This is a genomic window from Bradyrhizobium sp., from assembly GCF_016219575.1.
Classification (GTDB): domain Bacteria; phylum Pseudomonadota; class Alphaproteobacteria; order Rhizobiales; family Xanthobacteraceae; genus Bradyrhizobium.
In genome coordinates this window covers 76,291-99,085 of sequence record NZ_JACRMG010000003.1, presented here as the reverse complement: position 1 = coordinate 99,085, position 22,795 = coordinate 76,291, and the positions used below count along the sequence as shown (strand labels likewise).

The following is a 22,795-nucleotide window of genomic DNA, read 5'->3' as shown; positions in this document are numbered from 1 at the left end:
ATACGATCTCCGACAAGGGATTTTGGCAAACGAAACCCGATCAGGGAGTGGAAAATGACGAGAACCCGCAAACCGGGCATCAGCCGCCGCACGACTCTCGCGCTGATGGGCGCCGGCGCAGCAAGCCTGGCGACCCCATGGGTCGCACATGCCCAGGCCAAGACCATCAAGATCGGCATGCCGACCATTCTGTCCGGCCGCGTTGCGCAGCTCGGCACCTCCTCGCGCAACGGCGTGATGATCGAAGTGGAAAAGGTCAACGCTGCAGGCGGTTTTGCCGGGCGGCAGATCGAGATGGTGGTCCGCGACTCCAAGGGCCAGCCGCAGGAAGCCGCGCGCGTCGCACGCGAGCTCGTCAACACCGACGGCTGCGAGATCCTGATCGACGCGGAAGCCTCCTCCGGCGCCTTTGCCGTGCATGAAGTGGCGCGCGATCTCGGCGTGCTCTGCATTCACACCAATTCGGAAACCTCTTCGCTGACCGCCGATCCCAAGCAGCACATCCCGAATGCGTTCCGCACCGCGCGGCAGGGCGTGCACGATTCCATCGCCGGCGGCAGCTATGCGGCGGCGATCGCCAAGGCCAAGGGCCTGAAGAAGTGGGCAACCTGCGCGCCCGATTACGCCTATGGCCGCGACACCACCGGCGAGTACACGACCTATCTGAAGCGCTTTGCGCCCGACATCGAGATCATCAGCGAGTCCTGGCCGAAGCTGTTCCAGCCCGACTACACCGAGGTGGTGACGAAGATTCTGCAGGCCAAGCCGCAGGCGCTCTACACCTGCCTGTGGGGCGGCGATCTCACCTCCTATATCGACCAGGCCAACATCTATGCGCTGTTCAGCCAGATGGAGGTGTTCGCGGTCAACATGGCCGACTACACCGCGCTGACCGTGGTGAAGAATCTGCCCAAGGGCATCCATTCCGGCAACCGCTACATCAAGACCTATCCGGCGACGGCGGAGAACGCGGCCTGGGGCGACGCCTACAAGGCCAAGTACAACGAGTATCCCACCAACTGGTCGTGGGAGAACGCCACCGCGATCATGCTGCTGGCGGAAGCTTCGAAGAAGGCAAATTCGGCCGACGGCAAGAAGATCGCGGAGGCCCTCAAGGGTCTCAAGATCAAGTCGCCGTTCGGCGCCGACGGCACCGTGACGATGCGCGCCGAGGACAATACGCTGGTCGGCTACGCCATCGGCTGGGGCACCACGATCCCGCAGGAGCCCTATGTGCCGGAGGTCAAGCCCGGCGATTGGAAGACCATTCTCGAACTCGAAGCCGAGTGGAAGAAGAGCAAGGGCTACACCTGACCGGTGAACAAGAGCAGGGGTGGCGCGCGCCGCCTCTGCTTTCTCGTGCATGGTTTTCCTGCGGGCCCGCGCTGGCAGCCCGTCTCATTGGACATCTCCCTTGGATCTCGACGCGCTCACCGGCTGTCTCGTCACTTCCGCCTGTCTGGTGACGCAGACCACCAGCGGACTCATCATCGGCATGCTGCTGTTCCTCGTCGCCGTCGGGTTGACGCTGATCTTCGGTGTGCTGAAGGTGGTCAATTTCAGCCATGGCGCCTTCTACATGTTCGGCGCCTATTTCGCGATGACGGCCTACCAGGCGACCGGCAGCTTCGCGCTGGCGATGCTGGCCGGCGCGATCGGCACCGCGATCATCGGCCTCGTCTTCGAGCGCGGCTTCATGAGCCGCGTCTATGGCCGCGACGTGCTGATGCAGCTGCTGGTCTGCTACGCCTTCGTGCTGATCTTCGACGACGTCGTGCGCATGATCTGGGGTCCGGAATTCAAGTCGATGGGCATGCCGGCCGCCTTTCAGGTGGTGCCGCTGTTCATCGCCGGGGGCGTGGTGCCGCCGTATTATCTGCTGCTGATCGGCGTGGCGCTGGCTGCGGCGCTCGTGCTCGGGCTTGGCCTGGCGCGCACGCGGATCGGCAAGGTGATCCGTGCGGCCGCGCATAATCCCGGCATGGTTTCCGCGCTCGGCATCAACACCGGCCTGATCTATGGCGGCGTGTTCGCGCTCGGCGGCGGGCTTGCGGGGCTTGCCGGGGCATTGGCCGCGCCCGTGCGCTCGCTGACGCCGGGCATGGGATTCTCCGTGCTGATCGAATCCTTCATCGTCACCGTGATCGGCGGCATGGGCTCGATCCTGGGCGCGCTGGTCGGCGCGCTCCTGATCGGGCTGATCCGCTCCTTCGGTTCGCTCGGCTTTCCGCTGTTCACGGAAGGCTTGATGTATCTGTTCATGGTGATCGTGCTGGTGTCGCGGCCCTCGGGCCTGTTCGGCAAGGAAGTGGCATGAGCGAGCTTCAGGCCGGGCAGGGCACTGCCCTCGACGTTCGCGCCGACACCAAATCGACGCGCTATCGCGACGTGCTGATCGCGCTCGCCGCTTTCGTCATCCTGGCGCTGCTGCCGGCATTTACCGGCAGCAAGTTCCTGCTCGACTTCGTGATCCGTTGTGCCGCCTATGGTCTGTTTGCGACCTCGCTCAATCTGCTGGTCGGCTATACCGGCCTGACGTCCTTCGGCCATGGCATGTTCTTCGGACTCGGCGCCTACGGCTTTGGGCTGATGATGCAGAAGGCCGGCGTTTCCGTTCCCGTCGCTTTCGTCTCGACGCTGCTGATCGTTCTGGTGTTCGCAGCCGTGATCGGGGCGATCTGCGTGCGCCTGAAGGAAATCTATTTCGCCTTCGTTACGCTCGCCTTCCAGATGCTGATCCACTCCACGATCCTGTCCTGGGTGTCGTTCACCGGCGGCGACCAGGGGCTGCGCGGCGGCATCCCGCGGCCGCCCTTCCTCGGCATCGATCTTTCCAACCATCTGCATCTCTACGTCTTCAGCTGCGCGCTGCTGGTGCTCGGGCTGCTTCTGATGCGCCAGATAGCGCAGTCGCCGTTCGGCTATACCTTGCGCATGATCCGCGACAATGCCACGCGTGCGAGCTTTGTCGGTATCGACGTGTACCGGGCAAAACTCACCATCTTCGTACTGGCGGCGCTGTTTGCCTCCGTCGGCGGCATGATCATGGCGCTGTTCGTCTCCGGCGCCTATCCGGAATTCGCCTACTGGACCATCTCGGGCGAAGGCATCTTCATCAACATGCTGGGCGGCGTGACGACGTTCCTCGGGCCGATGGTGGGCACCGTACTGCTGTTGATCCTCAACGACACCGTAACGCGGCTGACCGAATATCACGGCATCGTGCTCGGCATCGTGATCCTGTTCTTTGCCATCGGCTTGCGCAAGGGCCTGATGGATTTTGCCTGGGAATGGTACGTGCAGCGGCGTGACGCAGCAAAGGAGCGCGGCTGACCATGCTTGAGATCCGCGGGCTCTCGAAATCCTTTGGCGGCGTGAAGGCGACCGACAATGTCTCGCTCGATTTCGCCGACGGCTCGCTCACCGCCGTGATCGGTCCGAACGGTGCGGGCAAGAGCACGTTCTTCAACCTCATCACCGGTGCGTTCAGGCCGGACAGGGGGCAGGTTCTGCTCGACGGCGTCGATCTCGCCGGCCGGACGCCGCCGGAAATCGTCCGTCACGGCATCGGCCGCGCGTTCCAGGTCGCCAGCATCTTTCCCTCGCTGACCGTCGAGGAAACCATGCTCGCCGCCGTCGGCGCCGACCAGCGCCGTGCCGGCGTGCTGCACCGGCGCTTCCCGCTCGCCGAGACGCGCGACCGCGCCGAGAATGCGATGGAGTTGCTGGGCCTCGCCAACAAGCGCCGGCGCACTGCGGCGACGCTCTCGCATGGCGACCAGAAGCTGCTCGATATTGCGCTGGCGCTGGTGCTCGATCCGAAGGTGCTGCTCCTCGATGAACCCACCGCGGGCATGGGTACCGAGGAGCGCTGGCGCATGATCGACAAGGTGCGCGAGCTCTGGGAGCGGCAGAAGATCACCGTCGTCTTCATCGAGCACGACATGGATATCGTGTTCAAGATCGCGCCCGAGATCGTCGTGCTCTGCTACGGCCGCATCCTTGCCAGGGGGACGCCGGAGGCGATCCGCCGCAACCAGGACGTCATCGACGCCTATCTCGGCACCGACCATCATGCCGGAGCGCACGCATGAGCGAGGCGGTCGTAAAGGTCGAGGATCTCGACGTCTATTATGGCACCAGCCAGATCCTGTTCGGTGTCGGCCTGTCCGTGCGCCAGGGCGAGACCATGGCGCTGCTCGGACGCAACGGCGCCGGCAAGTCGACCACCATGAAGGCGATCATGGGGCTGGCGCCGGCGCGGCGCGGCCGGGTGCTGCTGCATGGGCAGGTCGTTTCGGGCATGAAGCCGCATCACATCGCCCGTGCCGGGCTCGGCTTCGTGCCGGAGGACCGCCAGATTTTCCCGGAGCATACGGTCGAGGACAATCTGGTGATCGGCCAGAAGAAGGGCCCGAACGGAGAGGACGATTGGCCGATCCGGCGCATCTATGACGTCTTCCCGCTGCTGGAGCCGCTGCGGCAGCGGATCGCCGGACGGCTCTCGGGCGGCGAGCAGCAGATGCTGGCGATCGCCCGCACGCTTATGGGCAATCCGGCCTTGCTGCTTCTGGACGAGCCCAGCGAGGGGCTGGCGCCGATCATCGTGCAGCGGATCGGGGAACTGCTCCGCCAGCTCCGCGGCACCGGCGCCACGGTGCTGATCGCCGAGCAGAACATGCATTTTTGCCTTGGCCTTGCGAGCCACGCGACGGTTATCGACAAGGGCCAGATCGTCTACACATCCTCCATCGAAGAGCTGAAGGCCAACGACAACATCCGGCAGCGCTATCTTGCGCTGTAGGGTCCTTCAGTCACAAGGGAGGAACCATGGCCGGCAAACTGTCGCCGACCCACGAGGCGCCGTACCGGGGCTTGCGCGTGCTCGATTTCGGGCAGGGCATCGCCTCGCCCTATTGCGCCATGCTGCTCGGCGTCTACGGCGCCGATGTCATCAAGGTCGAGCCGCCCGAGGGCGACTGGTCGCGCTTCCTCGGCACCACTTATGGCAACCACACCACGCTGTCCGCCGTCTATAACCGCGGCAAGCGCAGCCTGTGCCTCGACATGAAGCACAGGGACGGCATCGCCATCGCCAGGAGGCTGGCAGGGGAAAGCGATGTGCTGATCGAGGGCTTTCGCCCCGGCGTCGCCGCCCGCCTCGGGCTCGGCTACGAGGAACTGGCACGGGAAAATCCCGGGCTGATCTATCTCTCGATCAGCGCCTTCGGGCAGAGCGGACCCTATTCGAAACGGCCGGGCTCGGATTCCGTGGCACAGGCCTTTTCCGGCCTCGTCTCGGTCAATCCCGGCAATGACGGCCTGCCGCACCGCGTCGGCACCACGGTCTCCGACGTCGTCACCGGCGTCTACGCCTTTCAGGCCATCGCCACCACACTGTTCGCGCGTGCGGCGACCGGCACGGGACGGTGGATCGATGTGAACCTCGCGCAATCCACCGCAGCCCTGCTGGGTCACAAGGCCGCTGAGCATGTGCTGGAGGGTGGCGCACCGCGGGCGCTCAACGTGCCTGCCGGCACCTATCAGTCCAGCGACGGCTGGATGATGGTGACGCTGGTCAACGAGCCGCAATACAAGCGCCTTTGCGCCGCCATCGGCCGCGAGGATCTCGCTGACGATCCGCGCTTCGCCGATTTTGCGCGGCGGGCGGATTCAGCCGATGCGCTGATCCCGCAATTGCGGGAAATCTTCCGCACCCAGCCCAGCGAAGCCTGGATGACGCGGCTGCATGCCGCCGACATCATCGCCGAACGCATCCACACGCCCGGCGACTGGCTGAACAGCCCCCATGTCGAGGCGACGAAGGCCGCGGTCTGCCAGAATACGCCGGGCGTCGGTCTCGTCTATTCGCCGCGCACACCGGGAATAGCAAGCCTCTCCGAGGACAGCTTGCGGCCCGCACCCGATATCGGGCAGGACAGTGTCGACGTGCTATTGGAAGCAGGCTTCGATCGGGGCGCCGTTGACGATCTCGTCAAGTCGGGCGCAGTGCGTCAGGCCAAGGGAGGGCAGGCATGAGTGCTGATCTGGTTCGCTATTCGGCGGCGGCTGGCGTCGCCGAAATCATGCTCGACCGCGCTCCCGTCAACGCGCTGAGCATGCCGCTGATCGACGCGCTGCTCGCGGCGCTCGCCCGGGCGCGCGACGACGAGGCGGTGCGCGCCGTGATTGTCGCCAGCGCCCACAAGGTTTTTTGTGCTGGACTCGACCTCGACATCGTCAGGGGTAAGCCGGGCATCGAGACCAAGAAATTCCTGGAGCGGCTGTATTTTGCGCTCAACGACACCCAATACCGCATGGGCAAGCCGACCATCGCGGCGATCGACGGCGCGGTGCGCGCGGGCGGCATGACGATTGCGATCTCCTGCGACATGATCGTTGCCGGCGATGCCTCGACCTTCGGCTATCCCGAGATCGACGTCGGCCTGATCCCGGCTATCCATTTCGTGCAGCTGCCGCGGCTGGTCGGCAAGCACCAGGCTTTCGGCCTGCTGTTCCTCGGCGATCCCTTCGATGCCGCCACCGCCTTCCGCATGGGCCTGATCAGCGAAATCGTGCCGAAGGGCACCGCGCTCGACCGCGCCCGCGAGATCGCGCGGCGGCTCGCCGCCAAATCGCCGATCGTGATGAAGATCGGCCGCGACGCCTTCATGCGCGCAGTCGATGCCGATTTCCGCCGCTCGGTCGAGAACGCCGCCGAAAGTTTCGCGCTGGTCGCGACCACGGAAGATTGTCAAGAAGGATTGAATGCGTTCGTCGAGAAGCGGACGCCGAGCTACAAGGGGCGCTAGATGGCAGGGCTTTATTTCGAGGATTTCGTCGTCGGGCAGGAATTCCACCACGAATTCTCCCGCACTGTCACCGAGATGGACAACACCATGTTCAGCTTGTTGACTATGAACCCGCAGCCGCTGCATCTCGACGCGCATTTCGCCGAGAAGACCGAGTTCGGCCAGCGGCTGTTCAACAGCCTCTACACGCTCGGCATCATGATCGGCATGACCGTCTACGACACCACGCTCGGCACCACCGTCGGCAATCTCGGCATGACCGAGGTGAAATTCCCGAAACCCGTGTTCCATGGCGACACCCTGCGGTCGCACACGAAAATCATCTCCAAGCGCGAGAGCAAGTCGCGGCCGGGGCAGGGGCTGGTCGAGTTCGAGCACACCGCGACCAATCAGCGCGGCGAGGTGGTGGCAAGTTGCCGCCGCACCGGGTTGATGCTCGGCAAGCCGAAGGCGTGATGCGATGCGTTCCATGTTGTTTGTTCCCGGCGACAGCGTCCGGAAATATGAAAGCGCGAAGAAGACCGCGGCCGATGCCCTGATCCTCGACCTCGAGGATTCCATCGCGCCGGAGGGCAAGGTCGCCGCGCGCGCCATCACCCGCCAGATGCTGGATAGCCGCAATCCCGCGCAGAAGATGTATATCCGCGTCAACGCGCTCGATACCGGCATGACGCTCGGCGATCTCGCCGCCGTGATGCCGGGCCGGCCCGACGGCATCGTGCTGCCGAAATGCGCAGGGGCTGCCGACGTCAACACGCTCGCGCTCTATCTCGACGCCTTCGAGGCGGCCTCCGGCATCGAGCAGGGCACCACGCGGATCGTGACGGTTGCGACCGAGACCGCGCGCGCCGTGCTGAAGCTGATGGATTTCGAGAACATGAGCCCGCGGCTGTGGGGCATGATGTGGGGCGCGGAAGACCTTGCGGCATCGCTCGGCGCCTCGCGCAACCGCACCGACGGCCGCTTCAACTCGCCGTTCGTGCTGGCGCGCGATCTCTGCCTGATCGCAGCCGCGGCCGCCGGCGTGGTGCCCATCGACACCATCGCCGCCGACATCAACGACCTCGAGGCGTTGAGGGCCGAGTCGATCGCCGCGCGGCACGATGGATTCCTCGCGAAAGCCGTGATCCACCCGAAACACGTCGACGTCGTCAACGCCGCCTTCATGCCGACGGAGGAGGAGATCGCCTGGTCGGAGCGGGTAGTCGCCGCCTTTGCCGGCAATCCCTCCGGGGTCGTCAAGATGGACGGCAAGATGCTGGACAAGCCGCATCTGCGCGCGGCGGAGAAGATTCTGGCGCAGCGCGGGCGGTAAATGGTCTACCGACAGCGCGATGATGATTGTTGAAGCGAGCTGGAGCTTCGCTCGTTATAACTCCGAGCATTCGTGGTCATGGGCCCCGGCCTTCGCCGGGGCGACGCTCAGTGTTGCCAATCCGACACGACGGGCAAATCAGCGGGGTTCCTGTCAAGCCCCTGTATCGAAATATTTCGCTTTACAAGAATTCCGATTTACGGTATTCGCTCTCCCAGCCCGCGCCACTATGAGGGGACGCTTCGCGGTCGTCACGAACGTTGGCGCGGGTTGCGATGGACGCTGCGGCGTCAGGTGGGTTCATCTCGCCGGACGAAACGTTGGCAGCGTACGGCGAAGTCGTATGGTCCTGGCGCCGCGACCGTGGCGTCTATCGGCCCTGCCTGTGCGGGTGCCGCAACGGTGACAACAAACGCCGCTCACCGGGGAGAGTACGTATAAGCCGTAAAGCCGTTGCGCGGGGAAAGCCGGGTTGTCTCGGCTGTACCTGTCAAACCCGTGTGCATCTTCTGTAGCACTCTTCGCACACGGTAATGCGGGCGCAGCCAGCGCCCGGCTTTCCCTGCGCCCTCTTCAAGGAAAGAGGGCCAACGAGATGCAAGACCCCGGGCAAATCATGCCGCGGGAACGAGAGGGTGTGGCTCCGTCATTGCCAGCGCCTCAACGCAAATCCACAGCATTTCCCGCATGGCGGAACCGATTTCCATCCGCTTTACTCGCGGCGGCATCTCGCCCTATCGTCGTGTCCGAGCTGATCGCCCGCCAAGCGGCGACGGGCTGAGGGAGCGGGACGATGGCCCGGGCAGAGGCATTGCAGCGCAGCCTTGCGTCGATCGACGTGAGCGACCCGCATCTCTATCAGGACGACACCTGGCGGCCGTTGTTTGCCCGGTTGCGCCGCGAAGACCCCGTGCATTACTGCGAAACCTCACCGTTCGGGCCGTACTGGTCGGTGACGCGCTACGACGACATCTTTGCCGTCGAACTCGACCACGAGACATATTCTTCAGCCTCCGAGCTCGGCGGCATCCAGGTCGCCGACCAGCCCAAGGGGCAGGAGCGTCCGAATTTCATCCGCATGGACCCGCCCGGTCACACCGCACAGCGCCGCACCGTCGCGCCGATCGTGGCGCCGTCCAATCTGGTCAATCTGGAGGCGCTCATCCGCAAGCGTACCTGCGCCGTGCTCGACGCGCTGCCGCGCAACGAAACATTCGACTGGGTCGAGCGGATATCGACCGACCTCACCAACATGATGCTGGCGACGCTGTTCGATTTCCCCTGGGAGGATCGCGCCAAACTGACCTGGTGGTCGGATGTCGCGATCGCCAATGTGGCTTCACCCGATGCGGTCGTGCATTCCGAGGCGGAGCGTACCGCCGAGATGATCAAGATGGGCGAGTATTTCCGCAAATTGTGGAATGCGCGGATCGATGCGCCACCGACCTTCGATCTCGTCTCGATGCTGGCCCATTCGGAGGCAACCAGAAATCTCGACGCCCGTGAATTCATCGGCACGATCGGCCTGTTGATCGTCGGCGGCAACGATACCACGCGCAATTCCATGACCGGCGGGCTGATGGCGCTGATGGAGAATCCGGGTGAGTTCGAGAAAGTGCGGGCGCAGCGCGAACTGATTCCGAGCCTCGTTTCCGAAATCATCCGCTGGCAGACGCCGGTGCTGCACATGCGCCGCACCGCGCGCCGCGACGTCGAGCTGTGCGGCCGCAGGATCGCCAAGGGCGACAAGGTCGTGATGTGGTACATTTCCGGCAATCGCGACGAGGACAAGATCGAGCGCGCCGACGAGTTCATCGTCGACCGCGTCAAGCCGCGCCAACATCTCTCCTTCGGCGCCGGCATCCATCGCTGCGTCGGCGACCGCCTCGCCGAGCAGCAGATTCGAATCTTGTGGGAAGAAATCCTGCAACGCGATCTCCGTTTCGAGATCATGGGCCCGGCGCAGCGGCTCTATTCGAACTTCATCCGCGGGATACGCTCGTTGCCTGTGAGAATCGTGAACTGAGCAAGAAATTGTCATTCCGGGGCGATGCGCAGCATCGAACCCGGAATCTCGAGGTTCCGGGTCTGGTCTTTCGGACCATCCCGGAACGACGGAAGGAACTGGAATGAACGACCCCGTTGACGTCCTCATCATCGGCGCCGGTGCCTCGGGCGCCGCCGTGGCGTGGAGCCTGGCCGACACCAAGATGCACATCCTCTGCCTCGACCAGGGCGGCTGGATGAATCCGGCGGAATATCCCAGCACCGGGCGCGACTGGGAAGCGAAGTTCTACGGCGACTGGGCGACGAGCCCGAACATTCGCGGCCGGCCCGAGGACTATCCGATCAACGACGATAATTCGCCGATCAAGGTCGTGAACTTCAACGCCGTGGGCGGCTCGACGGTCATGTACACCGCGCACTGGCCGCGGCTGCATCCCTCCGATTTCAAGGTGAAGACACTGGACGGCGTCGCCGACGACTGGCCGATCGACTACGACACGCTGACCCCGTTCTTCGAAGAGAACGACCGCATGATGGGCGTATCGGGGCTGTCAGGCGATCCGCGTTCGCCGCTGACGCATCCGCCGATGCCGCCACAACCGCTCGGGCTCTCGGGGCCTTTGATCGGCAAGGCCATGAACAAGCTCGGCTGGCACTGGTGGCCCTCGGACACCACGGTCGCGACGATGGACTATGAGGGCAGGGCGCGCTGCATCAATCTCGGCCATTGCACGCCGGCCTGCGCGCAGGGCGCCAAGGCCTCGACCGACATCACCTATTGGCCGCACGCGATCCGCGCCGGTGTCGAGCTCAAGACACATTGCCGCGTGCGCGAGATCCTTACCAACGAGCACGGCATGGCCTCCGGCGTCGTCTACTACGACAAGGATGGCGTCGAGCAGTTCCAGCCGGCCGAGGTGGTCATCATCGCCTGCAACGGCGTCGGCACGCCGCGGCTGCTGCTGAACTCGGTTTCCGGCCGCTTCCCGAATGGGCTGGCCAATTCATCCGGACTGGTCGGCAAGAACCTGATGTTCCATCCCTATGCGCAAGTCTACGGCTTCGTGAAGGAGGTGACCGACTCCAACCGCGCGCCGCCGACCTGCCTGTGGAGCAAGGAGTTTTATGACACCGATCTGTCGCGCGGCTTCGTCCGCGGCTACGGCATCCAGTTCGGCCGCGGCGCCGGGCCCGTGTTCGAAGCCGTCGCTAGCGAACAGAAGGGTATTCTGCCGTGGGGCGCGGACCACCACCGCGTTTTCCGCAAGCTCAATGGCCATCGCCTCGCGGTGTCGGCGATCTGCGAGGATCTGCCCGAGGAGCATAACCGCGTCACGCTCGATCCCGTGCTGAAGGATGGGCACGGCATTCCCGCGCCGAGGATCGACTACACGATCAGCGAGAACAGCCGCAAGATGATGGATCACGGACTGGCGCGCGGCCGGGAGATTCTCGAAGCTGCCGGCGCGACCGACATCTGCACCAACGACCCGATCCCGTGGGGCGGCTGGCATCTGCTCGGCACCGCGCGGATGGGCACCGATCCCGGTCGCTCCGTGGTCAACGAATGGGGCCGCTCCCACGACGTGAAGAACCTCTTCATCGTCGACGGCAGCGTGTTCGTCACCTCCGGCGGCGTCAACCCGACCTCCACCATCCAGGCCATCGCGCTCTACATCGCCGACCAGATGAAGCAGCGTCTCGCCAATCTCTTTGACTGAGGAAGTGATGTCCGAACTGAGCCAAACCCAGCGCGATGACTTGCGCACCATCGCTGCGATGATCATCCCGGCGAGCGACGAATATAAGGTGCCAGGCGCGGACGACCCCGCGATACAGGCCGACATGCTGAAGACGCTCGGCCGCGATTCTGAATTGGTAAAGAAGGCGCTCGATCATCTCGCGCGCCTAGCAGGCAAGCCGCTCGCCGCGCTCGATGTGGCAAGGCGCGATGCAGTCGCCACGGAATTCCGGGCCAAGGGCGGCGCGGCTGCCGCCACGCTCGTCCGCGTCGTGCTGCAATGCTACTACCGCGACGACCGCGTGCTGCGCTCGCTCGGCCTCGACCTGCGCGCGCCGTTCCCGAAGGGTTACGTGTTGCAAGATGGCGACTGGTCGCTGCTCGACCCCGTCAAGGCGCGCCCGGCCGACCTGCGGCGGGCTTGATCGCTACGCGCGTCCCGCAAGGTGCTTGCCGGCGATATAGCCGAAGGTCAGCGCCGGCCCGAGCGTGATGCCGGCGCCGGGATAGTTGCCGCCCATGATGCTCGCCATGTCGTTGCCGGCGGCATAGAGGCCCTCGATCACCCTGCCTCCCGCATCGAGCGCGCGCGCATGCGCGTCGGTCTTGATGCCGGCATAGGTGCCGAGATCGCCGATCACCATCTTGATGGCGTAGAACGGCCCGTTCACGACCGGGGCGACGCAAGGGTTGGGCCCGTGCTGCGCGTCGCCCTGGTAGCGGTTGTAGGCGCGCGAGCCCTTGCCGAAATCAGGGTCGGTGCCGTTGACGGCATTCGCGTTGAACGCGGCAACCGTCGCCTCGAGCCCCTTCGCGTCGATGCTGGCCGCGTTCGCGAGTTCAGCGAGCGTTGCGCCGCGCTTGAGATAACCGGTCCTGAGGTGATGGCCGAGCGGCATCGGGAAGGGCGGCACGCAGCCGAGGCCGTAGGTGCGCAGCGTCGTGTGATCGCAGATCAGGAACGCGGCGAGTTCGTCGCCGGGCCTGGCCGCCTTCACCATGTCCTGCACGAAGTCATGATACGAGTTACCCTCATTGGCGAAGCGCTTGCCTTGGCGCGTCACCGCGATCACGCCGGGCTTGGCGCGGTCGATGAAGTGCGGCATCACGCCCTTGCTGCCGTCCTTGCGCGTGGTGATGGAGACCGGCACCCAGGCCGCGGCATTGGGCAGGGTGTCCTCGACACGGCCGCCGGCGGTTTCCGCGAGCCGCAGGCCGTCGCCGGTGTTGCCGACCGGGCCGGGCGAAAAATGTTCGTTGCCGGTCGGCGCATGCGGGAACATCGCCTTGCGCCGTGCGACGTCGTGCGGGAAGCCGCCGCAGGCGAGCACGACGCCGCGTTTGGCGATGACACGGATGCGCCGGCCGTCCCGCTCGACGATGGCACCGCGCACGGCGCCGTCCTCGACGATCAGTTCGCGCACGGGAGAGGAAAGCCAGAGCGGGACGTTGAGATCGAGCGCCGATTTTGCGAGCCGCCCTGCCAGCGCATTGCCGTTGGTCAGCGTCATGCCGCGGCCGTGCCGTATCACGTCCATGAAGTGCTTCGACAGCCGCTTGGCGACATAGATCGCCGAGGTTAGCGACTTCGTCGCGCGCATGAAATGGATGATCTCCTTGCCGGAGCCGAGCATCATGCCAAATACCGTGAGCTCCGGCAGCGGCATGCCGATGTCCTTGATCAGCGGCCCGAGCTCGCGGCCGTCGAACGGCCGTGTCACCATGGAGCGGCCGCCCTGCGTGCCGCCCGGCGCTTCCGCGTGATAATCCGGAAAGGTCAGCGGCATGTCGAAACGCAACGCCGTCTTGCTGGTGAAGAAATCGACTGCCTCCGGGCCGTGGCTCAGGAACGCATCGACCCGCGCGGCGTCAAAGCTGTTGCCGGCCTCGTGGCGCAAATAGGTCCGGGCCTGCTCGGGACTCTCGACAATGCCCCAGGCCCGCGCCAGCGAAGTGCCGGGGATCCAGAGCCAGCCGCCGGATCGCGCGGTGGTGCCGCCGAACTTCGGCTCCTTCTCGACGATGAGGACCTTGAGGCCGTGATGCGCGGCGGTGACCGCGGCCGACATGCCGGAGCAGCCGGAGCCCGCAATCAGCACGTCGCATTCGTAAGTGTTGGATTCGTTGCTTGTCACGCAATCTTCCCCAGGAGTTGGCCGTGTCGGCGCCGGGCGGCGCGACAATTGTTCTGGATTGGCCCCGATTGTTGTGAGCGCCGGCGGCGCTGTCAATTGCCCGCCGTGGACGCCCACTAGGCCCGTCCTGCATGGCCCCACAACCGGTATCATCCGTGACCTTGGGGAGTTTCACCATGCCTGATACGGACCCGGGAATCCCCGATGACGCCCATCGGCCGATCGTGGCGGCTCTTGCCGCGACTTTCTGCTACTTGCCGCGACCGGGCGTTGCTCTAAGCTTCCTGCTTGCCGTGCAGGAAAAGACAACAACAGGGTTTGCGCGGCCGAGGGGAAACGCATTGAACGGGCAGGCGGACCGGCGCAGCGAGGTCACGCGAGGCGCCAGTGAGGGCATTCGTCAGCGTGTGTGGGCCGGCGCCTGGGTTGCGCTGTTGCTGGCGGTCCTCGCCTTTCTCGTGATCTATCCGATGCTGCTCCTGCTCGTCGGCGCGCTGACCGACGTCAATCCCGTCGTCGAGGGCATTCAATTGTCGCATTTGTCGGTCGGCAATTTCCTCGCCGTGCTCGGCAATCCGAACGTCGCGGAAGCGCTGGTCAACACGCTGCTTGCCTGCGGCGGCGGCACGCTGATTGCCGTGGTGATCGGGCTCGCGTTCTCCTGGATCGTCGTGCGCACCAACACGCCGTTCAGGGGATTTATCGCCGCCGCCAGCCTGCTGCCGCTGTTCGCGCCGCCGCTGGTCGCCGGTGTCGCCTGGTCCATTCTGGGCTCGCCCAAGACCGGGCTGATCAACACGATGTTCAAGTGGGTGGGGCTCGACTGGCGCGTCGACTTCTATTCGCTGTGGGGCCTGATCTTTGTGTTCGGCATCTATTACGCGCCCTATGTCTACATGTTCACCTCGTCGGCGCTGCGCAACATGGATCCGAGCCTGGAAGAGGCCGCGGAGATTTCCGGCGCCAGCGCCTTCTCGACATTGTTCTCGGTGACGTTTCCGCTGATCATGCCCGCGATCGTCTCGGGCATGCTGCTCTCCTTCATCGTGATGCTCGGCATCTACGGCATCCCAGCGGTGCTGGGGGCGCCGATCAATCTGAACGTACTCACGACCTACATCTTCAAACTCACCAACTGGTCGCCGCCGCTCTACAACACGGCCGCCGCCGTCGCGGTGATCCTGATGGTCGTCACCGGTGGGCTGGTCTACCTGCAGCAGAGGGTGCTGAGCGGCCGCAGCTACACCACGGTCGCCGGCAAGGCCTACCGGCCGCGCAGCCTCGACCTCGGGCCGTGGCGCTGGTTCACCTTTGGCCTCGCGCTGGTCTATCTGCTTGCGGTCGTTGTGTTGCCGATGCTGGCGCTGATTGTCGCCGCATTCCGCAAGTTCATGTTCATCCGCGATGTCTCGAGCCTGTTCGACCTGCGCCAGTACTCGCTGATGCATTTCGAGAGCATTTTCGACAATCCGCTGACGATGCGCTCGATCTACAACGCGGTCGAAGTCGGCGTTATCACCGCGGTCGTTGGCGGCGCGCTGGCCTTTGCCATCGGCTACACCATCCACCGCACCAATGTGATCGGCCGTCGCAGCATCGACCTGATATCGACCCTTCCGGTGGCGATCCCGGGTCTCGTGGTCGGCGTGGCCTATCTGTGGGCCTGGATCGGCATACCCGGCGGCCTCTACGGCACGATCTGGATTCTGGCGCTCGCCTTCATCGCCCGCTTCATGCCCGATACCGTGAAGGCGCTTTCGACCTCGTTCCTGCAGATCCACCGCGAACTGGAAGAAGCGGCCTGGGTTTGCGGCAAGGGCGTGCTCGGCACCATCAGGACGATCGTGCTGCCGCTCGCCAGCCCCGGCGTGCTCGCTGCGATGACGCTGCTATTCGTACTGGCAATCCGCGAGCTCGGCTCGTCGCTGTTTCTCTACACCAGCAAGACCATGGTGATGTCGGTGCTGCTGCTCGACTATTACGAGGGCGGCAATCTCGGCAAGACCGCAGCCTTCAGCCTGGTGCAGACCGTATTGCTCGGCGTCCTGATCGGTGGCGCCAACTGGCTTTCGCGCGGCGCGGCGCAAGGCAGCGTCGCCCGTACCGGATGAAACAAAAATGGGAGGAGAGGCCATGAGGAAAATGATCATCGCCCGGCTCACCGGCCTTGCCGGAGCCGCTCTGCTGACCGCGATGCCCGCAATGGCGCAGGACGTCGGCTCGCCTGAACTGATCGCAGCCGCCAAGGCGGAGGGCAAGCTCGTCTACTACACAGCCAATTTCGCCGAGGTGGAGCAGCAGGTCATCAAGGCCTTCAACAAGCGCTTTCCCGAGATCAAGATCGAGATGGTGCGCGCGCCCGGCGGTCAGCTCATCACCCGCGTCAAGACCGAGGCGGCCGCCGGAAAGCTGATCGCCGATGTGATCGATCATTCCGACCGTGCGCTGATGTCCGAACTGGTCGACCTGTTCCAGGACTACGCGCCGCCGAATGCAGCCGACTACAATCCGGAGGCGCAGGTCTCGCCGAAGCTGTGGCCCCGCGCCACGCTGGTGTGGTCGATCGCCTACAACACGGAGCTGGTGAAGGACCCGCCGAAGAACTGGTGGGACCTGACCAAGCCGCAATATGACAAGATGACCGGGCAGGTGTTCGCGCAATCCGGCGGCACCACCTGGACCCGCATCATGTTCGAGCGCCAGGTGCTGGGCGAGGACTACTGGGCAAAACAGGCCGCCACTCGTCCTGTCCTCTATCCCTCGGGCGCGCCGATGTCGGACTCGCTGGTGCGCGGCGAGATCGCGATGGGGCCGTTGCTCTACAACGCCATCTATCCGAAGCAGAAGGACGGCGCCCCGATCAAGATCTTCTTCCCGCCTGAAGGCGCGCCAGCCAATCCATATGCGACCGGTATCCCGAAGACGGCCGCGCATCCGAATGCCGCAAAGCTGTTCCTCAACTGGTGCCTGTCGAAGGAGGGCCAGGCTTTCATGATCAAGGAGTTCGGCAACCTCACTTCGCTGAAGGAGGCGCCGGTTTATCCCGAAGGCTTCGATCCGAAGGTGGTGAAGGTCTGGTATCCCAAATTCGACGAGTATGTGAAGCTGCACAAGGCCTGGGTCTCGGAGTGGGACAAGACGTTCGGTTACCGGCAATGAGCGGCGCATGAGATCCAGGCGATCATGACCGCAACGCTGGAAGTCACAGACCTGCGCAAGCAGTTTGCCGTCGGCCGGCCCGCGGTCGACGGCGTCAGCTTTTCCGTGCCCGCGGGCGAGATCGTCGTGCTGCTCGGGCCTTCCGGGTGCGGCAAGACAACGACCCTGCGCTGCGTCGCCGGGCTGGAGCATCCGACCGGCGGGGAGATTTCGATCGGCGGCAATCTCGTGTCGTCACCGTCGCGCGGCATTCTGGTGCCGCCGCGGCTGCGCGACCTCGGCATGGTGTTCCAGTCCTATGCGGTGTGGCCGCATATGACAGTGCGGCAGAACGTGATCTATCCGCTCAAGCACCGGAAACTCTCTCGCGCGGATGCCAATCGCAAGGTCGAGGAGGTGCTGACGCTGGTCGGCCTCTCCGAATACACCGATCGCCCCGTGGTGGCGTTGTCGGGCGGTCAGATGCAGCGCGTGGCGCTGGCGCGCAGCATCGTGTACCGGCCGCAGCTTCTGCTGCTCGACGAGCCCTTGTCCAATCTCGATGCCAAGTTGCGCCTGCGCCTGCGCGACGATCTGCGGACCATCCTCAAGCGGACCGGCATGACGGCGCTCTATGTCACCCATGACCAGGCCGAAGCGGTGGTGCTCGGCGACCGCATCGGGGTGATGCGCGACGGCAAGCTGCTGCAGATGGGAACGCCCGACGAGATCTATAACCGTCCGGCCGATCTCTTCGTCGCCAATTTCACCGGCGCGACCAACGAGCTCGCCGGCACGCTGGTAGCGCGCAACGGCAAGTTCGGCACCGTCGATTTCGGCGACGGACGCAGTGGCGAGGTCGCGCTGCTGCATGCGCTGGATGTCAACGACAAGGTGCGGATTGCGCTCCGGCCGGAGAACATCACGATCGGCGGCCAAGGCGGCAACGTCTATCCGGCGCGTGTGACGGATCGCCGTTACCAGGGCACGCAGACCGCCTATGACATCGACCTGTTCGGCCGCAGGCTGGAGGTGCTTGAGCTCGGCACCGCCGCGCGGCATCAGGTGGGCGTCGAGACGCAGGTTTCGCTGCCGCGCGATTCCTGCTGGGCCTATCGCGACACGGGGCCGTCGTCCTCCGAGTAGCAGCGCCCGGTGTGCCGGTCAGGGTTAGTGATTCGCTAACCGGCAGACTTCGATTCAATTTTATCGATCGCAAGGACCGTCGATTTACGCGTCTTCTGTAGGGTGCTCCCCATACTGGGGGGAGCCATGTTTTTCAAACACGAACATTCGCGTACGGATTCGATTTCCGATTCCGTCTATATGGACATCATTGCGACGCTTTATGGCTCGCTGGTCCCGATCGCACTCACGGGTCTCGCCCAGTTGATCGTCGGCAGCATCGCTGCCTGGCAGACCAGCGACGTCTTCACCTGGATTCTCACCGCAGCCGGCCTGATCCTTGCGATTGCCCGCTCCGTCGACGTCGTCGCGTTCCGCCGCCGCGTCGCGCGCAAGCCGGCGCTCGACCGGAAAGAGGCGGTTCGCTGGGAGTGGCGGTATGCGATGGGCAGCGTCGCGACCGCCTTCCTGATCGGCGTATTTGCCGCCCGCTGCGTGTTTCTCGGCGATGCGGCCTGCTCGGCGATGGCGACCGGCCTTGGCTTCGGCTTCGGCGCGGGTGTCGTCGCGCGGCTGTCGCTGCGGCCGGTCGTGGCGATCCTGGACCTCGGCATCACCGGCATTCCGGTGATCGTTGCGACGTTCCTGCAGCCGCTGGATGCAGCCCATGTCGGGCTCGGCCTGCTGTTTGCGATTTACCTCGTCGGCAGTTTCGAGATGGTCCGGCAGTCCTACAATGCCAATCTGGTTCACATCACGCTGAAGCGCGAATTCGAGCAGATGGCGCGCAGGGATCCGATGACCGGACTGTTCAACCGCACGGCGTTGACCTCCGACCTGGCGCAGCTCATTGCGGATTGCGGTCAGCGCATGGTGGCGGTGCATTCGATCGATCTCGATCATTTCAAGGCGGCCAACGACAGGTTCGGGCACCCCCTCGGCGATGCCTTGCTGCGGCAGGTGGCGGGCCGGCTGAAATCCATTGCCGGCGAGGGCGATCTGCTGGTCCGCATGGGCGGCGACGAATTCATCCTGGCGCAGCGGGCGGTGAGCTCGCGGGACCATGCGGAGGCCATGGCCAAACGCATCTTCGAAACCGTCAGCTCGCCCTACTGCGTCGATGGGCAGGATATCGTGATCGGCGCCAGCGTCGGCGTCGCCGTCGCGCCCATGGACGGTATTTCCGTGGAAGCGCTGCTATCGCGTTCCGACCGGGCGCTCTACCAGGCCAAGGCGTTCCGCGGCGGCTATGTATTCGCAAGCGATCTGCCGCCGCCGGAAGATTCTCCGGGGATGGCCGACAAGACGGCCGCCTCGCGTCGCGCTGCCTGAGTGCGGCGCTATTGCAGCGCCATGCCCGCGGTTTTCACCACCGTGGTGAGCTTCTCGTGATCGGTCTTCATCAGCGCGGCGAGGTCGCGCAGCGACATCGGCTTGCCCGGAATATCGGTCACGGAGAGCTGTCGCTGTACTTCCGGACTTTCCAGCGCCTTGCTGATGGCGGCGTTGATCTTCCCGGCAAGTGCGTCGGGCGTGCCTGACGGCACATAGATGCCGTACCACGGCACGTAGGCGGCTTCCGGATAGCCGGCTTCGGCGATGGTCGGCACGTCAGGCAGGTCATTGACGCGGTTGTGGGTGAGTACGGCGAGCGGCTTGATGGTGCCTTGCTTGATGTGCGGCAGCGCCAACGCCATCGAGACGATCTCGAAATGCATCAGATTGGTGATGAGGTCGACCAGCGCTTGCGGCTGGCCCTTGTAGCCGACATTGGTCAGCTTGATGTTGGCGGCCTGAAACAGCTTTTGCGCGGAGAGATCGATCGACGATCCCGTCCCGGGATTGCCGAAGTTGAGCTGGCCCGGCTTGCTGCGAGCGAGTTCCACGAACTCGCCGATCGTCTTCGCCGGCAGCGTCGGATTGACCACCGCCACGCTTTGCGTCCAGACCGCAAGCCCGACGCATTTGAGGTCCTTCATGGCGTCCCAGCCGGCGTCCTTGTAGAGCCCGGGATTGACCAGCGCCGCAGGCCCAGTGACCAGCCAGGTGTATCCGTCGGGATCGCTGCGCGCGACAGCGGCAGTGCCGATATTGCTGTTGCCGCCGGGACGTGCCTCGACGACGACGGTAGCCTTGAGATCGCGTCCGACCTGCTCGGTGACGGTGCGCGCCACCATGTCGACGATGCCGCCGGCGGGGTAGGGGACGATGATCCGGATCGGCCGGCTCGGCCAATCGTCCTGCGCCTGCACCACGGCGCTGCCACCAAGCAGCAATGCAACGGCGGCAATAAAGCTCGACACGGCCCCGGTCCGGCTCATACTTCCCTCCCACCTCAAACCGCGCCGTTCGAGCGGCGCTTGTCAGTAACGTCAGGCGTTGGCGACCAGCGATCTGATGCTGCGCGCGAGCCCAAGCATGCGCGGTCCGCATTCGCGCTCGATCTGCTCGGCGGAAAATCGAAACGAGGGGATGCCGCAATTGACGGAGAGGCAATCGCCCGACGGCGTGCGGTAGAGCGGCGCGGCAACGCCAAAGATCTCGCGCCGCCATTCGCCGAGTGAAATCGCAAAGCCGCGTTCGCGGCAAAGCTTGATATCGGGCAGGGTCCGCTTCATCACATAGTCGACGTCCTGCGGCTGCTCGGCTTTCACTTTGGCGACATATCCGTCGAGTTCTTCCTTCGTATAGAGCGACAACAGGGCGCGGCCGACCGCGGTCGTTACGATCGCTCCGGTGAAGCCGACGTCGGGCACATGCGGTACGGCATCGGTCGTACGCAGCGTCTCGACATAGATGAAGTCGAGTCCGAACGGCATCGCGATCGAGACGGTACCGCCGGCATAGGCCGCGAAATCGCGCATCAGGGGGCGCGCAAGCTGCCGCACTTTCAGTGCCGACAGGACCGGGTAGGCGGCCGCCAGCACGCCAAGCCCGAGCACGAAGCCCTTAGTATCGCGCTTGAGATAGCCGAGTTGCGCCAGCGTGTAGGTGAGCCGCGACACCGTCGGCCGGGACAGGCCGGTACGTGCCGCGAGTTCGGCATTGGACAGCGGACCGGGATTGTTGCGGAAGGCTGCCAGCACATCGAGCCCGTGCGCGAGCGTGGTCGCGAACGAGGGATCGGCCTGTGGTTCGACAGTCGTGAGGACGGCAGTCATGACAAAATAATGGCCTCCTATGATCGATCTTGTCAATATATCAAAACGAATTTGCGTTTTGTGTCGATATCGGCTTATCTCACCGCCAAAAGGCGGGAGGAAGCATGGATTTCGATCTGTCCGGGCGATCGGAGCAGTGGCGCGGGAGGCTGCAGGCCTTCTTCGACCGGGAAGTGCTGCCGCGGCACCGCGCCTGGCTTGAGCATGTCGCGGCCAACCCTGACGCGCCGCCCTTCATGGCTGACCTGCAGCAGAAAGCGCGTGCCGCGGGCCTCTGGAATCTCGGTCTGCCCGAGCTTGCTTCCGACGAGCCGGGCACGAGATTGTCCAACCTCGAATACGCGCCGCTGGCGGAGATCATGGGCCGGCTGTTCTGGGCGCCGGAAGTCTTCAACTGCCAGGCCCCCGATGTGCCCAATATGATCGCGCTGCAGAACTGCGCGACGCCTGAGCAGAAGGCGCGCTGGCTGCGTCCGCTGCTGGAAGCGCAGACCCGATCGGCCTTCGGCATGACCGAGCCGGATGTCGCCTCGTCCGACGCAACCAACATTGCCACCAGGATGGAGCGTAACGGCAGCGACTACGTCATCAACGGCCGCAAATGGTTCATCACGGGCGCGGCGCATCCGCGCTGCAGCTTCCTGATCGTGATGGGCGTGAGCAATTCGGACGCGGATCGCACGGGCCGCCATTCCTGCATCATGGTGCCGATGGATGCGCCGGGCGTCCGCCTGGTGCGCCGGCTGAGTTGGATGGGCTGTCAGGATCACGTCGCGCCGATCGGCGAGCTGACCTTCGAGAATGTCCGCGTGCCCGCGGAAAACCTGCTCGGCGCCGAGGGCGACGGCTTCAAGGTGGCGCAGGTCCGGCTCGGCCCCGCGCGCATCCACCACTGCATGCGCTCGATCGGGTTGTGCGAGCTGCTGATCGAGTTGATGATGGTGCGCGCGATGGAGCGCTCGACCTTCGGCCGCACCATCATCCAATACGACACCGTGCAGCGCTGGATCGCCGAGTCCCGCGTCGAGCTGGAGCAGGCCCGGCTGCTCGCCTATCGCTGCGCCTGGCGGCTCGACCAGAGCGGCCATCACGGCGCCTGGCGCGACGTCTCGCTGATCAAGGTCGCGGTGCCCGCGATGCTGCAGAGGATCGCAGACCGCGCGATGCAGGTGTTCGGCGCGATGGGCGGCTCGGAAGATACGCCGATCCACCAGGCGCTGGCGTGGGGCCGGCTGCTGCGGATCGGCGACGGGCCCGACGAGGTGCATCTGCGGCAGATCTTCCGGATGGAGCCGACGCCGTCGTGGTCGATTGCCAATTCACCCTATCTGGCGGCCCACCCCGCCTGAGGCGATAATGAA

The 22,795-nt window shown here is 64.6% G+C and carries 20 protein-coding genes; 17 read left to right on the top strand and 3 right to left on the bottom strand.

Annotation, left to right across the window (positions count from 1 at the left end; genetic code table 11):
* Window positions 1–54: 54 nt before the first annotated feature.
* From HZB49_RS01740 to HZB49_RS01685, 12 genes are all read left to right on the top strand, one after another.
* Window positions 55–1,314 (top strand): ABC transporter substrate-binding protein, encoded by a 1,260-nt coding sequence (locus HZB49_RS01740; protein ID WP_291608740.1) that lies wholly within the window; start codon window positions 55–57, stop codon window positions 1,312–1,314.
* 100 nt (window positions 1,315–1,414) lie between these two features.
* Window positions 1,415–2,317 carry a branched-chain amino acid ABC transporter permease gene (locus HZB49_RS01735; protein WP_291608739.1) on the top strand — a complete coding sequence of 301 codons (903 nt, stop codon included), beginning with the start codon at window positions 1,415–1,417 and terminating at the stop codon, window positions 2,315–2,317.
* Entirely contained in the window at window positions 2,314–3,333 is a 1,020-nt protein-coding gene (locus HZB49_RS01730) for a branched-chain amino acid ABC transporter permease (RefSeq protein ID WP_291608738.1), read from the top strand. The genes HZB49_RS01735 and HZB49_RS01730 overlap by 4 nt, the downstream gene beginning before the upstream one ends.
* A gap of 2 nt (window positions 3,334–3,335) precedes the next feature.
* Window positions 3,336–4,094 (top strand): ABC transporter ATP-binding protein, encoded by a 759-nt coding sequence (locus tag HZB49_RS01725; protein ID WP_291608737.1) that lies wholly within the window; start codon window positions 3,336–3,338, stop codon window positions 4,092–4,094.
* Window positions 4,091–4,804, top strand: a complete 714-nt coding sequence (locus HZB49_RS01720) for an ABC transporter ATP-binding protein (protein WP_291608736.1) — start codon at window positions 4,091–4,093, stop codon at window positions 4,802–4,804. The genes HZB49_RS01725 and HZB49_RS01720 overlap by 4 nt, the downstream gene beginning before the upstream one ends.
* Window positions 4,805–4,830: 26 nt before the next feature.
* On the top strand, window positions 4,831–6,039 hold the full coding sequence (locus HZB49_RS01715; protein ID WP_291608735.1) for a CoA transferase: 1,209 nt from the start codon (window positions 4,831–4,833) through the stop codon (window positions 6,037–6,039).
* The gene (locus HZB49_RS01710) at window positions 6,036–6,812 is read left to right on the top strand and encodes an enoyl-CoA hydratase/isomerase family protein (protein WP_291608734.1); all 777 of its coding nucleotides are present in this window, start codon (window positions 6,036–6,038) and stop codon (window positions 6,810–6,812) included. The genes HZB49_RS01715 and HZB49_RS01710 overlap by 4 nt, the downstream gene beginning before the upstream one ends.
* The gene (locus HZB49_RS01705; protein WP_291608733.1) at window positions 6,813–7,268 is read left to right on the top strand and encodes a MaoC family dehydratase; all 456 of its coding nucleotides are present in this window, start codon (window positions 6,813–6,815) and stop codon (window positions 7,266–7,268) included.
* Window positions 7,269–7,272: 4 nt separating this feature from the next.
* Complete coding sequence (locus tag HZB49_RS01700; RefSeq protein ID WP_291608732.1) at window positions 7,273–8,127, top strand: CoA ester lyase; 855 nt, start codon at window positions 7,273–7,275, stop codon at window positions 8,125–8,127.
* A 793-nt stretch (window positions 8,128–8,920) separates the two neighbouring features.
* Complete coding sequence (locus HZB49_RS01695; protein ID WP_291608731.1) at window positions 8,921–10,153, top strand: cytochrome P450; 1,233 nt, start codon at window positions 8,921–8,923, stop codon at window positions 10,151–10,153.
* Window positions 10,154–10,256: 103 nt separating this feature from the next.
* Window positions 10,257–11,855 carry a GMC family oxidoreductase gene (locus tag HZB49_RS01690; RefSeq protein WP_291608729.1) on the top strand — a complete coding sequence of 533 codons (1,599 nt, stop codon included), beginning with the start codon at window positions 10,257–10,259 and terminating at the stop codon, window positions 11,853–11,855.
* Window positions 11,856–11,862: 7 nt separating this feature from the next.
* Window positions 11,863–12,300 carry a hypothetical protein gene (locus HZB49_RS01685; protein ID WP_291608728.1) on the top strand — a complete coding sequence of 146 codons (438 nt, stop codon included), beginning with the start codon at window positions 11,863–11,865 and terminating at the stop codon, window positions 12,298–12,300.
* A 3-nt stretch (window positions 12,301–12,303) separates the two neighbouring features.
* On the opposite strand, the gene HZB49_RS01680 is transcribed toward HZB49_RS01685, so the two are convergent.
* Window positions 12,304–14,010 (bottom strand): FAD-dependent oxidoreductase, encoded by a 1,707-nt coding sequence (locus HZB49_RS01680; RefSeq protein WP_291608727.1) that lies wholly within the window; start codon window positions 14,008–14,010, stop codon window positions 12,304–12,306.
* Window positions 14,011–14,186: 176 nt separating this feature from the next.
* Here HZB49_RS01680 and HZB49_RS01675 point away from each other — a divergent pair, with 176 nt between their 5' ends.
* From HZB49_RS01675 to HZB49_RS01660, 4 genes are all read left to right on the top strand, one after another.
* Window positions 14,187–16,121 carry an iron ABC transporter permease gene (locus HZB49_RS01675; protein WP_291608726.1) on the top strand — a complete coding sequence of 645 codons (1,935 nt, stop codon included), beginning with the start codon at window positions 14,187–14,189 and terminating at the stop codon, window positions 16,119–16,121.
* A 22-nt stretch (window positions 16,122–16,143) separates the two neighbouring features.
* Window positions 16,144–17,169: an extracellular solute-binding protein gene (locus tag HZB49_RS01670; protein ID WP_291608725.1), complete on the top strand. Its 1,026-nt coding sequence runs from the start codon at window positions 16,144–16,146 to the stop codon at window positions 17,167–17,169.
* A gap of 24 nt (window positions 17,170–17,193) precedes the next feature.
* Window positions 17,194–18,294 carry an ABC transporter ATP-binding protein gene (locus tag HZB49_RS01665; protein ID WP_291608724.1) on the top strand — a complete coding sequence of 367 codons (1,101 nt, stop codon included), beginning with the start codon at window positions 17,194–17,196 and terminating at the stop codon, window positions 18,292–18,294.
* A gap of 126 nt (window positions 18,295–18,420) precedes the next feature.
* Entirely contained in the window at window positions 18,421–19,605 is a 1,185-nt protein-coding gene (locus tag HZB49_RS01660; protein WP_291608723.1) for a GGDEF domain-containing protein, read from the top strand.
* An 8-nt stretch (window positions 19,606–19,613) separates the two neighbouring features.
* On the opposite strand, the gene HZB49_RS01655 is transcribed toward HZB49_RS01660, so the two are convergent.
* Window positions 19,614–20,594 (bottom strand): tripartite tricarboxylate transporter substrate binding protein, encoded by a 981-nt coding sequence (locus HZB49_RS01655; RefSeq protein WP_291608722.1) that lies wholly within the window; start codon window positions 20,592–20,594, stop codon window positions 19,614–19,616.
* Window positions 20,595–20,645: 51 nt separating this feature from the next.
* Window positions 20,646–21,434 carry an IclR family transcriptional regulator gene (locus HZB49_RS01650; protein ID WP_291608721.1) on the bottom strand — a complete coding sequence of 263 codons (789 nt, stop codon included), beginning with the start codon at window positions 21,432–21,434 and terminating at the stop codon, window positions 20,646–20,648.
* A 104-nt stretch (window positions 21,435–21,538) separates the two neighbouring features.
* Between HZB49_RS01650 and HZB49_RS01645 the strand changes: the two genes are divergently transcribed.
* On the top strand, window positions 21,539–22,783 hold the full coding sequence (locus HZB49_RS01645) for an acyl-CoA dehydrogenase family protein (RefSeq protein ID WP_291608720.1): 1,245 nt from the start codon (window positions 21,539–21,541) through the stop codon (window positions 22,781–22,783).
* Window positions 22,784–22,795: the final 12 nt, after the last annotated feature.